Here is a 16774-nt window from a genome sequence, read left to right on the forward strand (position 1 = left end):
TTGGAGTTGAGAATAGGATGAGGAGAAAAGAATAAACAGCCCCAGAACTTAAAATCAATAAAAACGATAAAATGTAAATATATGAAATGCAACCATCAAAGTAAACTTAATCTCTCCCAGGATGATTATCTATATTCTCTGTTGCGAGTTGGGGAGTTTTGTTATGTTTATAATCTGCCTCAGACGAGTAAATCTGGTTTGCGACAGCGAGTAATGCGGCGATTGCAAGACGATGGATTTGCTTGTGCGGTTGTTGATGTCGCGGAGATTAATACAGATGTTATTACGATTGAACAATGGTACGTCAAGCTAATAAATAAATTGGTAGAAGAATTTAACCTTCAGACTGAATTTAATTTAAAAACTTGGTGGCAGAAAAACAGTTTATTTTCTCCTGTGCGGTGTTTTAGTAAGTTCATTGAGACAATTTTATTGCCAAAAGTTAACAACAATATTGTGATTTTCGTTGATGAAATTGATAGTGTTTCGAGCTTGGCTTTTAATTCAGATGACTTTTTTGTTGTAATTCGGGATTGTTATAATCGCCGAGCAGATAAACCAGAGTATAAACGTATCACTTTTGCATTGCTTGGAGTTTCTACACCTTACGATTTAATTCAAGATAAAAAACGCACACCTTTTGATATTGGTCGGGTAATTGATTCAGCTTCTTTACAGGCGATGTGAGCAGAAAAAACTAGCCACTCTAGCTGATAGAGTAGTTGAAATATCAACCCAAAATCCCAATCACCGTAGCCAGAACAGCAGCAGCGCGAGTCTACGATTAGGCTTACAACGGAGATCGCAAGGATTTAGCAATCGCTCACAAAGATGGACAATTAATTTTCAGCTTGGAATCTGGGAAGGTGAAAACTAATCAAGTTACGCAGTCCGTATTACAAGCTTTTGAGCAAGCCAACAATCAGGCACAGGCAATTTTGGCTAAAACTAAAGTTCAGGGAACTGAAATTCAACAGTGATGGTGAAAGACAATTTATAAATGAAGAGTGTAACAGCAAGCAGTTGATTAAATCTATGAAAGCAATTGTATTAGAATCTCCGGGTGATCCGACAGCGCTGAAGTTAAAACAGATGACAAAACCATCTCCTCAGCCTGGATGGGTGCTAATCAAGGTAAAAGCTTTTGGACTAAACCGTTCTGAGATGTTCACTCGTCAAGGGTATTCTCAAGGTGTTCAACTTCCCAGAGTTTTAGGGATTGAGTGCGTTGGAGTTGTGGAAGCGGCTCCTGAAACAGCATTTGAGCCAGGTCAGAAGGTAGCAGCGATTATGGGAGGCATGGGACGAGCGTTTGATGGCAGCTATGCTGAATACACCTGTGTACCCCAAACCTGTGTTTTTCCGATTAATAGTAACCTCGACTGGTCAGTCTTAGGAGCAATACCAGAAATGTTCCAGACGGCTTATGGTTCTCTGGTGTCTGGTTTAAATGTGCAGGCGGGACAAACGTTATTGGTTCGGGGGGGTAGTTCATCAGTAGGTATGGCCGCTACACATCTTGCCAAACAAATGGGGCTAACGGTTGTGGCAACTACTCGTAATTCTTCTAAAATAAAAGCTTTGCAAGCAAATGGAGCTGATCACGTTGTCATAGATACAGGAGAGATCGTTACCTCAATCCGGCAAAGCTATTCTAAGGGGTTTGATTGCGTTTTAGAACTGGTAGGCACGTCTACTTTGATGGATTCACTGCAATGTGTGGTTCCTGGTGGTATCGTCTGCATGAGTGGAATTTTGGGTAATGCTTGGACATTAAGTAACTTTGCACCAATGGATGATATTCCGCATACAGTAAAATTGACGGTTTATAGTGGAGGTTGTGAAGATTTATCTGGCGAATACTTACAAAGATTTATTGATGGTGTAGAAGCAGGGCAAAATCGAGTAAATATAGATCGTGTGTTTAAGTTTGATGAGATTGTTCAAGCACATCAATATATGGAATCTAATCAAGCAACAGGAAAATTAGTAGTTTTAGTTGATGAGCAGGATAACTCTAACAAAAGTTCAAACATCTAAAGTTAAATTTGAATTTGTATTTTTGAAAATGGAGTGAATCAACTGACAAGCCTACATGAGCAAAAATTTTCTAAAATTTTAATAGAAAAAGCAGTTAAATAATAAATAGATGCAATTAAAGACTCCGCCGCAAAACTTTTTGTACACACTGTTAGCATTACGTGATTATTACGCGCCGATTGTAGAAGAGTATGAAAGGTTATACACACAAGCGAACGATAACCTCCATCATGTAGAAGCATTACTAGCAAACTGGCCAGCAAAGCCAAGCGAACTGACCAATCGCTTAATACCAGAGCAAGTGGCACAAGTGCCTAGTGCGGCTGAAAAAACAAATGTGCCTTTAAACGGTAGCCAAAACATTTCAGAAATTGAGACTAACTTAGCCCAAACCGATACCACATTAGAAGCAATTCATAACCTAAAAACAGAACATTTATTCCTAGCGATGGTTGGTACTAATGCCCAGCCAGAGATTCCACAGCTAGATGATACTGCTTTAGAAACCTCATCCTCATACAATAGCAATGCGATTAGCGAAGCTGAAACCGCCGCATTAGAATCTAACCCCGTTCAAGAAGACTCATATTTAGATTCTGGGGATGACGCAGGGCAAACACAGGGAGAGCCAGAAGAAACTAATGATGTACAACAGCCAGCTACAGACAAGATAGAAACCGATGTATCATCTGTAAGCCAAGAAGATAAACAAACACAACCTATTGATGAATCAGCTACTGTTGCCCAAGAGGACTTATCCTCAGACAATAACAATAACATTGTAGAAACTGAGGATGCGGTGGAGGCAGCCTCCGATCACGTAAAAAGCAACAGTTCATCAACAGCCACCCAAAACGAACATCAACAAGCACAATCAACATCTAGCAATCAAGAGACTGCACAGCAAACACAGGACGAGATGCGTTCTTTGGGCGAGGTTCCCATGCTGGAGGAATACTTTGGACTCAGGCGCATAGAAGCAGTCCAAAAGCTACTACAAAAACATCCGGGTAATATCTGCCATGTAGATTTCGTGTTGCGTGCGCTCTATGGTGAGTTAGAGCCAGATATTAGAAAAACAGTGAGAGGTAGAGTTCAATCAACACTAACTCAGGGGAAAAATGACGGCAGATGGTTTTTGGTTCCTGGAAAGTCGGGTTATTACACTATAGATTTAAAATTGCTCACATCGAACCGGAAAACTAGTTCTTCTAAACAGGAAAACAATAAAAAACCGTCTCCCCAATCCAAAGCGAATGCTGTGCCGATGATAGGAGAATTTGAAGGCAAGTTTGTGATTGATGCGCTGACTATTTTATTGCAACAAAACCCAGGAAAAGTGTTTAATGTCGCTCAAGTCATTGAAGCCCTATATGGTGAATTAGACCCCCAAGAAATTAAGGAGGTCAAGCCCAGTGTGCTGAATGAATTGTCGCGTGGTCATCGTACAGGCATATTCTTCAGAGTGCCAGGGGAAAAAGGTGTTTACACTTGGGATGTGAAGTTACTTACCTCACAGAGTTAGCTGATAAGATATATTGCTTTGAAATTTATTTGCAGGCAGGAGTAGGTATAATACATAAAATTACATCTTGTGGTTGATATTGTTTCAAGGCTGTTCGTCATATACTTTGAGTCTTGTGCAATTGTGGAGAAGAGCTAAAGTTGTATGCCTAGCCTAAGTTCTGATTTGGTACGCATCTATTTACAAGAGATTGGTCAGTTTCCTTTGTTAACCTCTGACCAAGAAATAACTTATGGCAGGCAAGTACAGCAGATGATTGCCGTTCAAGAGCAACAGCATGAACTTAGTCAAAAACTGGATCGAGAACCGACAACAGCAGAATTAGCGAATTTCCTCAACAAAACTGAAACACAAGTCAATCAAATACTTGAGCTTGGTCAAAGAGCCAAGCAAAAGATGATCACTGCAAATCTACGGCTGGTAGTTTCTATCGCCAAAAAATATCAGCGCCGTAACTTAGAGTTTTTGGATTTAGTTCAAGAAGGCGCGATCGGTCTACAAAGAGGAATAGAAAAGTTTGACCCTAATCGTGGTTATAAGTTATCCACTTACGCATATTGGTGGATTAGTCAGGCTATTACCAGAGCGATCGCCGAAAAATCTCGCACAGTCAGGCTACCGATTCACGTTAACGAAAAACTCAACCAAATTAAGAAGGTACAGCGAGAGTTTTTTCAAACGCTAGGTCGCCGTCCTAGTGTAGCAGAAATTGCCCAAAAATTAGAATTAGAACCCAACCAAATTCGAGAATATCTCAAGGTTGCCAGTGGGACGATTTCTCTAGATTTAAAGGTAGGGGATAACCAAGAAACAGAACTGAGCGAACTTTTAGCCTCGGAGGGCATTTCGCCAAATGAAAACACCACTCATGAAATGTTGCGTCAAGACCTAAGTGATTTGTTAGCTTCACTCAAGCCAATGCAACGCGAAGTGTTAATCTTACGCTTTGGACTTTTGGATAACCAAGAGCAAAGTCTAGCCCAGATTGGCGAAAAGCTAAATATTAGCCGAGAGCGAGTGCGCCAAATCCAGCAGCAGGCAATGACTGCTCTGCGTCGTCAACAGCCATCTATTGGGCAGTATTTAACTTCTTGATAAATGTAACGGTAAAACGGGAGCAAGGGATTAACTAAGGTAGATTAATTACTTTGTGAAGGCTGTGCTTGTGTAATTGAAAATATTGTAGAGTCAAGAAAAGTCCTAAGTATTGCCTTATGCAAATCACCCTATGACTACCGCACCCTTAAGCTGGCAAGAACTAGAAACCCTCACGAACTATTGAATAGATACTGTTAATGGTCTTACCAACGCTAAAGCCCGGTTGCGCTTGTTTGGTCAACCCCTTAGATGATAAATTGTTTGATCTAGCCCTACGTTGTGCTTTAACACACATGATGACAGGGATTGACTGTGTAACCTCCATCGGGATCTGATGTCGCCCTACGATATCTGCGAGATGGGCTACGCCCCGCCGTAGGCGATCGCATTAATGTACCGCGAGATATGTCCATCTACGCAGCCAAGCGATTGAGGGAATCTCTGGAAACAACCGCAGCCCTTGTGGGTGATGGGCAGCCAGAACCTATTCCCACTAAACATCGACTAGATCAAAACCCGTCTAATTTTGTCAGAAATTGACACTTAAAGACCTGAATCAATAATATGACTGATTTTGCCTCTAATTCTTCCCAAATACAAACAAAACTACTTGCTAAGAAATACTTTGAGTTACACCCTTCTGCACAAAAAATTATCCAATTATTTGCAGTAATTTATGCACCCATAGACAAAAATTCATTTTTAAGCTGTATTAGTAAAACTCGCGCTTTAGATGAAAACAATAAACCTTGGGGGACGAAAACTCTCAGTTCGCAAATTGATAAATTGGTAAAATCAGGCTTATTAATACAGGAAAGTAGATCGGGTACTGAATGTCATCCTTTACTTACAGAAATTGCAACTCGTCATGCTGTACAAACCGGACAGTTTGAGAGCCAAGTTATGGCAGTTGAGGAAAAGCTACCCATACGGAAGCACTGGCAAAACGAAGCTCGGATGTTCCAAAGCTTACGCCAGTGTATCAGAGAAATCCGCATAGGTTTTTACCGTAAAGACCCTGGTTTTATTAATAAGCAAATTGAAGATTACCAGAAATACAGTTATAGCCAAGAAAAACTAGCGATAGAAAAGATATTAGAGCAGATATGCAATAATCCATTTGACGCAGATTGGCTGCATACCCTACCTCAAGGATTATTTGAAAGCTGTATATCTAGTATCCTGCTCAATGCCACACTAAAATTGTCTGCTTGTGAAGATGCGTTTATGCTGCTGGAAGCAGAATGCTCTACAGATGGAAAACATCGCTCAGATTATCTGCACTTGATTTTAACAGAGCAATTGCTGTTACGCGGTTGTAGCCAAGAAGCACAAGAGAGTTTAGAGCAGATATCTGATGAATATCAACATAACGCTGCGGTTTTTTGGGGTTGGTTAAGTTTTCTGCGGGGTGAGAACGACCAAGCTATTAAATATTATACAGATGCTCTCAAAGCCCTGAAAAAAGCTACAGGCAAACGCCAAGTATATTTTAATACTATAGGCGGGTTATTTTTCATCCTAGCACTGTTAAAAGATGGTTCAGCGCAAAGCCTACGCCAAGCAGAAGATTACGCTAATCTGATTGCGCGTCAATCAGATCATTGGCTGAGTTTTATTTATGCCAGACTGGAAATGGTATTGCAAGTTCACCTTGGTGATATTACCAAAAAACAATTTGTAGTCAATTCGCATATTTCTCCTGTAGAAGAAGAAATTAGCTTACAAACATTGTTTTGCTCACTATGTCTTTACTGGATGGATGCTGATAGTGCTAAAAAACGCTTACCTAATTTATTAGAGCCATTATATAGGAGATCGCTCGCCTCCGGTCATCACTGGTTGGCAATGGAAACAGCAGAACTCCTATCTCGACTCAAACCCAGTAGTAATTATGATCAACAAGCAGCAACACTGCGAGAAGATAGCGGTATCCAAACTATCGTAGACCTAATTCAACCGCAAGAAGCTTGGGAAATGTGCCTCAATGCCCTGGCAAATCTTCAAAAGGAACCACAAACACAGCCAAAAGCAGAGTCAGAACTACGTTTAGCATGGTTCATTACCTTCTCTGGTAACAGATGTATCGTGCAACCACGGGAACAGAAAGTTAATGCCAAAGGAGAGTGGAGTAAAGGTCGTCCCATCGCCATCAAGCGTTTAAGCAGTGGACTGAGTGAGTTTAATTACATCACACCCCAAGATATACGAGTATGTAGTTGTATTGAGACATACGGCGATGGCTCTTATTATGGCAAAGTTGAGTATATATTCAATGAAAAAGCCATCTGTGCCTTAATTGGACACCCGTTGGTTTTTTGGGAAGATGCGCCCAATATCCGTGTAGAAATCGTCAAAGGAGAACCGGAACTACTAGTCAAAAAAGGAAAACATGGTCGTCTCACCTTAGAATTTTCTCCCAAGTTACCAGCATCACAAAATATTCTGAATATTAAAGAAACCCCAACCCGTATTAAAGTCATTGAAATTACTAGCGAACATCGACGGATTACAGAGATCCTTGGTAAAGATAATAAATTAAATGTGCCGGCGATCGCCGAGAAGCAAGTTTTGGCAGCCATTAATGCCGTCTCTGGTATCGTCACAGTACATTCTGACATCGGTGGCGGCTCAGAAGGAGCAGAAGAAGTACCCGCCCAAACTCTCCCCCATATTCACCTGTTACCCGCCAATACGGGTTTGAAAATCACCATTTTGTCCCGCCCCTTTGCCCAAGGTGGCCCCTACTACCGTCCTGGTGCTGGTGGTGAAACTGTCATTGCCGAGATTGACGGTAAACGTTTGCAAACTAGACGCAATCTGCCCGAAGAGAAGCAACTAGCCAAAAACGCTGTAGCCGCCTGCCCTACCTTGAGTCGCACCCAAGAACGAGATGGGGAATGGCTAATAGAAGACCCAGAGGAATGTTTAGAATTACTCCTAGAACTGCAAGCATTGGGAAGCAGCGTAGTCATGGCATGGCCAGAAGGAGAAAAGCTGCGTGTCAGCCACCAAGCAGACCTGAAAGACTTTAATTTATCAATTCAACGTCAACAAGACTGGTTTGCTGCTACTGGTGAGTTGAAATTGAATCAAGACTTAGTGCTGGATATGCAGCAACTCCTAGAACTGTTGGAGAAAACCCCTAGTCGTTTTATCCCCCTTGGTGATGGTCAATTTCTGGCTTTAACCCAAGCTTTTCGCAAACGCCTGGACGAATTGCGGATGTTTTCAGAAAAACACAGTAAAGGTATCCGGTTTCACCCATTAGCAACATTAGGGTTAGAGGATTTTGTCGATGAAGTAGGTAAGCTAAAAACAGATAAACACTGGAAAGCGCATATCCAGCGCCTCCAGGAGATGAAAAACCTCCAACCAGAATTACCATCTACATTTGGGGCAGAATTACGTGACTATCAGATGGATGGCTTCTGTTGGCTGTCGCGGCTGGCGCATTGGGGTGTGGGTGCTTGTTTGGCAGACCAAATGGGACTGGGCAAGACCGTGCAAGCCTTGGCTGTCATCCTCAGAAACGCCCATGAAGGGCCGACCCTGATTATTGCTCCCACTTCCGTGTGCATGAATTGGGTGAGTGAAGCCCAGAAGTTTGCTCCCACCCTAAATATTATTCAATTTACTGGAGCTAACCGCCAAAAATTACTGGATAATTTACAACCCTTGGATATGTTGGTATGCAGTTATGGTTTATTGCAGCAGGAAGAAGTAGCGCAAATGCTTTCTGGGGTACAGTGGCAAACGATTGTCTTAGATGAAGCCCAGGCAATCAAAAATATGACCACTAAACGTTCCCAGGCTGCCATGAACCTAAAAGCTAATTTTAAGTTGCTGACTACTGGAACTCCCATTGAGAATCATCTAGGTGAGTTGTGGAATCTGTTCCGCTTTATTAATCCTGGGTTATTGGGTTCTTTTGAAAGTTTTAATCAACGCTTTGCTATCCCCATTGAAAAATATCAGGATAAACTTGCACGTAATAAACTCAAAAAACTGATTCAACCATTTCTTCTGCGACGGACTAAAAATCAGGTACTAGAAGAGTTACCTTCCCGCACCGAAATTTTACTTCATGTGGAGTTGAGCCGGGAAGAGAAAGCATTTTATGAAGCGTTGCGTCGTCAGGCGATATCTAAACTCAGCGAAAGTAATGCCGAAGCAGGAAATAAACATTTGCAAGTTTTAGCTGAGATTATGAAACTGCGTCGTGCTTGCTGTAATCCCAGCCTCGTTATGCCTGACACTGAATTATCCAGTTCCAAGTTGCAACTTTTTGGTGAGGTGCTGGGTGAACTTCTAGAAAATCGCCATAAGGCATTGGTATTTAGTCAATTTGTTGACCATCTGCACATCATTCGAGATTACTTGGATAAACAAAGTATTAATTATCAATACTTAGATGGCAGCACTTCTGTAGCAGAGCGTAAAAAACGGGTAGATGCGTTCCAAGCAGGGAACGGCGATGTCTTTCTCATTAGCCTCAAAGCGGGAGGTACAGGACTCAATTTAACTGCTGCCGATTATGTCATCCATACAGACCCCTGGTGGAATCCTGCCGTGGAAGACCAAGCCTCAGACCGCGCACATCGCATTGGGCAACAACGCCCGGTGACAATTTATCGCTTAGTAGCAAAGGATACCATTGAAGAAAAGATTGTAGAATTGCATCACCACAAGCGAGATTTAGCAGACAGCCTATTGGAAGGTGCTGATATGAGTGGCAAGATATCAACAGAAGCCTTATTAGAACTGATCACTGAAGTGTAAGCGCCTCAGATTGTACTTGCCCGATTGGGCTGGTGTAATATGACGCTTCGTTCGCTCACTGCTTCTAGGATTATTGTAATTGATTTGCTAATATTTGCGATCGCTCTCACCCAATTAGACCATAATTTACATCAAGTTTCACCAGCGAACGTTTATAAAAATTGATTGAAAAGCACAAAAAGCCAATATTATTGGTGATTGAAATTGAACTATACTGATGAGGATTTTTCAATGACAAATATTGAACTTATTAAAGAACTTTACCGAGCTTTTAGAGAAAAAGATTACGATGCCTTTTTGAAAATTTGCACTTGTGATCTGGAATGGATTCAAAACCCAGGATTTCCTGGAGGGAAAACTTACATCGGCGCACAAGCTGTAATTGAAGGAGTATTCAAAGCTTTCAATAACGATTGGCAGTCATGGTCATTTGAAACCGAGCAATATCTTGATGCTGGAGAAACTATTATTGTCATTGGTAAATATGCAGGCTGCCACCGCATATCAGGGAGGTCGTTTCTATCTGGGGCTGCTCATGTGTATGATATTTGTAATGGGAAAGTGTGTCGATTTCGGCAGTTTACAGATACCAAAATTATTTGGGATGCGATGATTTAGGCTATTTCTAACCAATCGCATACTACTGACCAATAACCGTCTACAAAGCGATTTTGCCAGCATACACTGCTCTCATTATCTATTCCAAAACGGCTAACCACTAGTAATACTGACACCTGACCAAATTTTTCAAACTGCACAACGGGAGTGCAAGTGTTCTTTTCATTTCCACAACTCACCCCATCCAATTCACCTAATTAGGAGCAGATGCCCCCAACTGCTTAAATATCACAGGCTGATGCTCATCAATTGCCACCATTACGCCCCAACGCTCATCACTTGTTAAAGTATTGAGGAAGTCCTTGTCTACCGAGCAAGATGATAAAAGTTACTCTTAAAATAGAAAAACTTATGATTGGTTAAAGCTTTTTATAAATGACTTGCATATAGTTAAATTCCATGTTAGACAGCAAGTAGCATAATATTTGCCAGTATTTATGAATAAAGCTATGGCTAGTGATGATGGGCAATTGCGGTATCAGTCTTCTGCATTAAATGCTTTATTTGAGTCTGTTTCTAAAAAATTTAGTGTAGCAGTAGTTTTAATCGGTAGTGTTGTAATCATTGGTTGGATAAAAGATATTTCCTTTCTCAAGAGTATTTTGCCGGGATGGGTAGCGATGAAAGCGAACACAGCTATCTGTTTAATATTAGGGGGAATATCTTTATGGCTGTGGCATTGGCAACCAAAAACAGTCATCAAACGTTGTACTGCTCAAGTCTGTGCTGTTGTGGTTTCATTAATTGGTTTGATGACATTGCTTCAGTATGCTTTTAACTTAGACTTTGGCATAGACCAATTTTTTTTCCAAACTAGGATCGATCCGCTAGGTGATGCGGCTCCTGGTCGAATGGCGGTTCATACAGCGTTCAATTTCGTATTACTAGGAATCAGTTTACTGCTGTTAAATCTGGCTGTTCCTCAATATTTAGTGATCCAAATATGCACAATAGTGGCATTTTTGATTAGCGCAATGGGGTTGTTAGGATATTTATATGGTAATGCACTTTTTTATAGATTTGGTTCTATAACATCAATTGCCGCGCATACAGCAGTTGGATTTTTGTTGCTAACAAGCGGAATTTTATTTGCCTGTCCAAACCGTGGATTGATGGTTTTAGTCACAAGTAAGAATGCGGGTGGAAGCGTGGCAAGATTTTTATTACCTGCATCGATTTTATTTCCACCCCTCATGTGTTGGCTGGTTTTATCTGGCTATCGATTGCAGATTTATACTGCCGAGTTCGGACTGTGTATTTTAAGTATTCTGAATATTATAGTTTTTGTGTGTTTGATTGCGTGGAATGCCAGTTGGCTAAACATTATTGATCGTCAGCGTCAGCGAGCGCAAACAGCACTAAGAAAAGCAAATGAACAACTAGAACATAAAGTCTTCTTACGCACTAGACAACTATTAATAACCTTGGGTTTATTACAACAAGAGATTGCTGAACGTAAATCGGTAGAACAGGCGTTATTTGAAGAAAAAGAATTGGCTTTAGTAACATTACAATCTATTGGAGATGGGGTAATTACAACTGATGCAACAGGTTTGATTAAATACCTAAATCCAGTAGCACAAGCCTTAACTGGCTGGAACTTAAGTGAAGCATTAGGATTACCATTGACACAAGTTTTCACAATTATTGATGAAATTAGTCGTCAACCTGCACAAAATTCAGTAGAAAAAGTTTTACATTCTAATGTAATTGTAGGTCTAACTAATCATACTGTCTTAATTAACCGCAACGGTGCAGAGTTGTCGATTGAAGATAATGCTGCGCCAATTCGGACTAGCAATGGTCAGATTCTTGGTGCAGTGCTAGTGTTTCATGATGTAACTCAAAGCCGCAATTTAGCACGCTTACTATCTTGGCAAGCTACTCACGATAGCTTAACTCGATTAGCTAACAGACGCGAATTTGAAAATCGCTTAGTACAAGCTGTAACTAGTGCTCAGACATCTGAGGCACAACACGTACTATGTTATTTAGATTTAGATCAGTTCAAAATTATTAATGATACTTGTGGTCATGTTGCTGGTGATGAACTATTATGCCAAGTTGCGAGTTTGTTTCAAACTTATATACGACCGCACGATACTCTAGCACGTTTAGGTGGAGATGAGTTTGGCATCATACTCAATAATTGCTCTGTTAATGCTGCCTTATTAATTACTCATCAATTACGTGAAGCAGTCCAAAATTTTCGTTTTGTGTGGAAGCAGGACAAAATCTTTAATTTAAGCATCAGCATCGGTTTAGTTGCCATCAGTATTGATACTGATAATGCGAATGGTGCTTTAAGTGTGGCCGATGCAGCTTGCTATGTTGCTAAGAATCAAGGGCGCAATCGTATACACGTTTATCAGACTAATGATTTGGAGTTAACAAAACAACGAAGTGAAATGTTATGGGTAGGAAGAATTACTCAAGCGTTAGAAGACAATCGTTTTCGCCTTTATTATCAGTCTATTATTCCTTTAGCTCCTACTTATCATTTAACAGAGCATTATGAAGTTCTTCTGCGCTTGATTGACGAAACTGGTAAAGTAGTCTCCCCAATGACATTTATTCCAGCAGCTGAACGTTATAATCTCATGCAAAATATTGACCGTTGGGTAATTCATACCTTCTTTGCTAATCTTGCGCAATACAGAAATTCTCAATATCCTGATTTTCTATCACTTAAACACAGTCGTAGCTGTTTATATACGATTAATCTTTCTGGCGCAAGTATTAATGACGAGCAATTTATCAATTTTGTGTGCGAACAATTTATCTCACATCAAATACCACCAACTACTATTTGTTTTGAAATTACGGAAACTGTTGCGATTAAAAACCTGGGTAAAGCTGCTCAATTTATTCGTTCACTCAAGGAATTTGGTTGTTGCTTTGCCTTAGACGATTTTGGTAGTGGTATGTCTTCGTTTGCTTATCTAAAAAATCTGCCAGTAGATTACTTAAAAATTGATGGCAGTTTTGTCAAGAATATTGTGGAAGAGCCAGTTAACTTAGCAATGGTAGACGCTATTAATAAAATTGGTCAGGTAATGGGGCTAAAAACTATTGCTGAGTTTGTAGAAAATAACACTGTTCTAGAAGTCATACAAAACCTTGGAGTAGATTATGCTCAAGGTTATGGTATTGCACAACCAGTTCCTTTTAGTTTTCCATCATAGCCATCAAGCCTTTTACCCCATCCATTCCACCCAATCGGGAGTCTGTGCGATCAACTGGTCAAACATTTGCGGCTGATGCTACTCATCAATTGCCACCATTACGCATGTGGTGAGATTGTCTAAAGTTCTGTAAAGGATGCGGGATTTTGCTAGCACTGGTGAATATGTAAGTAACCTATTTTTTCCTCCGGCGATCGCCGATTCTTGTGCGGTTGCTTTTTATTGTTTGACCAGCTTCATCCGTTTTTTGTTAGAGAAAGCGCCAGCCTGCCGTAGTGCAGCAGTGGGGTTCGGGTGAGCAAAGAACTCCTCAACTGCTTTTGTCAAACCATCAGCCACAACTGGCTCGTGGCAAGCGTAGATGTAAACTGATTGTTGTACTCCGTTGACCAAACGATATTCCTGGCGATCGCCTAAATGATTAAATCCTTGGCTGTTAACCGCAAAGATTGGTAACAATAGGAATAAGCACAACGTTTTCCTAAAAAACAGTTTTTCAATATGAGCAATACCAGTAATTTTCGTGAAGCTATCCGTGAGGCTAAATCTCACGCCCTCGTTGGCCCAAACGTAATTGCCAACGCCCTCCCCTACGTCGGTGGTGGATTGGTGCTAACCGCATTAGGAACTTACGGCGGTTTGGGAGTTATCCGTACTAACCCCGGAATATTCTTTCCTACCTTCATTGGTGCGGTGATTGTAGAGTTAATATTGTTCTTTGTGGCCCAAAATGTTGCCCAAAAAGGTAACAAGGGTGTTGCACTACCCCTGCTGGCAACCTACAGTCTCTTGTCTGGATATACTCTTAGTGGCTTGGTTTATGTCGCTTTGAGATCCCAAGGTGTTGGCATTCAAGGTATTGGTTTAGCTGCCCTTGGTTGTGGCGTTACCTTTATTGCTGCCCGTCAAATTGGTTCAAATCTTTCTGAACAAGATGGCATGGCTTTGACAAAAACCATCAATCTCGGCGTTATCGCCTTGCTGGTTGTATGCCTTGTCCAATTTGGGTTTGCCATGTTTGGTGTTTACACGCCAAATTGGTTAGAAATCGCCATCTCCGGTTTAGGAGTATTCCTGTTTGTTGGGGTTTCCGTTGTTGATTTCTACATCTTGCCCCGCACTTACAGCGATGACCAATATCTGCCTGCTGCTTTGTCGATGTACCTTACTTACATCAACTTGTTTGTCTTTATCTTGCGGTTGCTAATTGCCATCAATGGCCGCGATTAATTGTCTGTAGACGCTAACACAAGTAAAGTTTTATCAAGTAAAAACCGTGGTTAAATTTTTAGTAACCACGGTTTTTTTATTTGTTTAACAGTAGGATATGTGGATAAGTTAAGCCTCAAGTGAGCATGATTTCTCAAGCTACTTTCTGGGATAATTCTGCCAGTTTTTATCAGATACTTCAAGAAATTGATTTCCTCAAAGCTACAAAGAAACAATATCAGTGATTATGCTTTGAATCCATATCATGAGTTAAAATCTCATTTTTTATTTCAAATCACAATTATGTATATCAACTGAAATACAAGTTTTTAAATTCTGTTTGCCTCTCTAATTGTGCAACCCACTGACTGATTTGGTCGCGTTTATCTTGAGATACACGGTCAATGGCTGCTTTAATAACTAATTTATGATAAATTTCACACAAAGAAGATATCATGCTGATGTCTTGGCAATCTGACAAATAATCCGCGACTAATGTTAGATTTTCTTCGGTTAACCAGTCCTGAAGTTCATTAATCAAATTTTCATAATCTACCTTCATCTTTTTAAACTTATTTTTTTCGTAGCTAGATAACCTACTCCAAATAAGTTTTTTTATACTTTCAGAACGCTGGGACATAATTTTGGTGATATCTGTCCACTCTTGAGCATTTCGTAGACGGTAGACTAAAGATTCTATACTTAATTCAAATGTTTGCTCTGGGCAATCAAGTAGCTCAACAGCATAATTTAGCTCACTAAGAGTTAGTTCTGGGCAATTTAAAAACCAATCTCTCACTGTAATACCATAAAATACTAATTTCTTGTCTTGGTTTCTAAATTTGCGCTTTTTAGCTTCAATAATTGGCGTAAGTAAAAATGGACGGACTTCGGGTGGTACTTCTTTAAACTGGATATCAGCTTCAGAAATAATCATCGGCACGCCAAAATTTTCCGTAGGGGAAGACTCCTCTAATACCCATTTAAAAGATTTGCCACAATTGGGGCAATCTACTTCATATTGAATGACAAACTCGGCTTTTTGCTCACTAAAGCAATCTTTGGTGCGAATCAGACTAGGCATTGGTTTGAAAACATGGTGGCAGTGGGGACAACACCTGCTTCCTTGAGTATCTGGGTCGCAAGAAACTGGCTCAAGGCTCCATTTTCTATTGTCACATGGACGACCTAGCCGAAACCAGTTATCGGTCATGTCCAAGATAGTGGCATAATCTTTTCCTAGTGCGGGACGTAATACTCTACCAATCATTTGCAACCAGAGAGTAACGCTACTGGTTGGCCTAGCAATGACAGCAGCACTAGAGTCTGGACAATCAAATCCCTCAGTTAAAATTGCACAATTGCTGATAACTTGTGTTTGTCCACGACGGAATCGGTCTAAAATGGCTTGACGCTCATCATTTGGCGTTTCGCCATCAAGATGTTCGCAGGTGATGCCATCAGCACAAAATGCTGCGGCAATTTGTTTGGAGTGCATAACGTTGACAGCAAAAATTACTGTCTTTTTACCAGCACAAAAATTCTGCCACTGCTTTAATACTTCAGATGGTTTGTAGTCAGAAGCAACTTCCTCTAATTCTTTTCTAGTAAAGTCGCGTTTTTGAGGAACTTTGTGTCGAGAATATTTAAAACCAGCGATTAACTTATAGTCTGTTAAGTATCCCGAAGCAATTAATTCTTTAGTGGATACAGAGCAAATCAGGTGGTCAAAAATATCTCGCAGTCCGTAGCCATCTTCTCTTCTGGGTGTGGCTGTCACTCCTAAAACTAGTGCATCGGGGTAAGCGTCCAGTAATCTACGGTAACTATTAGCTGAAGAATGATGAGCTTCATCAATAATGACCAGTTGTGCAGGTGGATAAATTTGACGACGAGCCAGAGTTTGAATACTTGCTATTTGAAGGGGCGAATCAGTAGGTTTGTAACCCGCTTTGATGATTCCTGGCTGCAATTTAGTCACGGCTGTCAGTTTCTCGGCTGCCTGGAGAATTAACTCCTCTCTGTGGGCAACTACTAATACACCTTCTCCTTGGGCTGTCATCTTCGATGCGATCTCCGCAAAAATGACTGTCTTGCCACCACCTGTACTAAGTTGTAATAATACCTTCCTAATTCCACTAGACCACGCAGCAAAAGTTTTTGAAACTAAATCTTGTTGGTAATCGCGCAGATTGAACATGAAGAGTAATTGTTATTCCTTGTTTTAGAAAAAATTAGAGTATTTTTAGTGATTTTATGTTGAGAGCTGCTTTCAATATATTTTAACTGTTTAATTAATAGCTAAAAGCGATCCTGT

At 40.6% G+C, this 16774-nt stretch carries 11 protein-coding genes and 1 pseudogene; 10 read left to right on the forward strand and 2 right to left on the reverse strand.

Annotation, left to right across the window (positions count from 1 at the left end):
- Positions 1-81: 81 nt before the first annotated feature.
- The 9 genes and pseudogenes from NSMS1_RS32725 to NSMS1_RS32760 all read left to right on the forward strand — a co-directional run bounded on the left by NSMS1_RS32725 (position 82) and on the right by NSMS1_RS32760 (position 13248).
- Complete coding sequence (locus NSMS1_RS32725; protein ID WP_317986630.1) at positions 82-687, forward strand: AAA-like domain-containing protein; 606 nt, start codon at positions 82-84, stop codon at positions 685-687.
- A gap of 348 nt (positions 688-1035) precedes the next feature.
- Positions 1036-2040 (forward strand): zinc-binding alcohol dehydrogenase family protein, encoded by a 1005-nt coding sequence (locus NSMS1_RS32730; protein WP_224095902.1) that lies wholly within the window; start codon positions 1036-1038, stop codon positions 2038-2040.
- Positions 2041-2149: 109 nt separating this feature from the next.
- Positions 2150-3565, forward strand: coding sequence for a hypothetical protein (locus NSMS1_RS32735; RefSeq protein WP_224095903.1), 1416 nt, complete (start codon positions 2150-2152; stop codon positions 3563-3565).
- Positions 3566-3709: 144 nt separating this feature from the next.
- Positions 3710-4660, forward strand: coding sequence for an RpoD/SigA family RNA polymerase sigma factor (locus tag NSMS1_RS32740; RefSeq protein ID WP_224095904.1), 951 nt, complete (start codon positions 3710-3712; stop codon positions 4658-4660).
- Positions 4661-4899: 239 nt separating this feature from the next.
- Positions 4900-5203: pseudogene (locus NSMS1_RS32745) on the forward strand (glutathione S-transferase); the annotation flags it as partial.
- 24 nt (positions 5204-5227) lie between these two features.
- Positions 5228-9445: a DEAD/DEAH box helicase gene (locus NSMS1_RS32750; protein ID WP_224095905.1), complete on the forward strand. Its 4218-nt coding sequence runs from the start codon at positions 5228-5230 to the stop codon at positions 9443-9445.
- A gap of 39 nt (positions 9446-9484) precedes the next feature.
- Positions 9485-9610: a hypothetical protein gene (locus tag NSMS1_RS35235; protein ID WP_263432611.1), complete on the forward strand. Its 126-nt coding sequence runs from the start codon at positions 9485-9487 to the stop codon at positions 9608-9610.
- 66 nt (positions 9611-9676) lie between these two features.
- Positions 9677-10063: a nuclear transport factor 2 family protein gene (locus NSMS1_RS32755; protein ID WP_224095906.1), complete on the forward strand. Its 387-nt coding sequence runs from the start codon at positions 9677-9679 to the stop codon at positions 10061-10063.
- Between the two features lie 437 nt (positions 10064-10500).
- Positions 10501-13248 (forward strand): EAL domain-containing protein, encoded by a 2748-nt coding sequence (locus NSMS1_RS32760; RefSeq protein WP_224095907.1) that lies wholly within the window; start codon positions 10501-10503, stop codon positions 13246-13248.
- A gap of 219 nt (positions 13249-13467) precedes the next feature.
- Here NSMS1_RS32760 and NSMS1_RS32765 read toward each other — a convergent pair whose 3' ends face one another.
- Positions 13468-13707: a hypothetical protein gene (locus NSMS1_RS32765; RefSeq protein WP_224095908.1), complete on the reverse strand. Its 240-nt coding sequence runs from the start codon at positions 13705-13707 to the stop codon at positions 13468-13470.
- A gap of 42 nt (positions 13708-13749) precedes the next feature.
- Here NSMS1_RS32765 and NSMS1_RS32770 point away from each other — a divergent pair, with 42 nt between their 5' ends.
- Positions 13750-14478 (forward strand): Bax inhibitor-1 family protein, encoded by a 729-nt coding sequence (locus tag NSMS1_RS32770; protein ID WP_224095909.1) that lies wholly within the window; start codon positions 13750-13752, stop codon positions 14476-14478.
- A gap of 289 nt (positions 14479-14767) precedes the next feature.
- Here the strand turns inward: NSMS1_RS32770 and NSMS1_RS32775 are convergent, their stop codons facing one another.
- Positions 14768-16657 (reverse strand): DEAD/DEAH box helicase, encoded by a 1890-nt coding sequence (locus NSMS1_RS32775; protein ID WP_224095910.1) that lies wholly within the window; start codon positions 16655-16657, stop codon positions 14768-14770.
- Positions 16658-16774: the final 117 nt, after the last annotated feature.

It is taken from the genome of Nostoc sp. MS1 (genome assembly GCF_019976755.1).
Taxonomy (GTDB): Bacteria; Cyanobacteriota; Cyanobacteriia; order Cyanobacteriales; family Nostocaceae; genus Trichormus.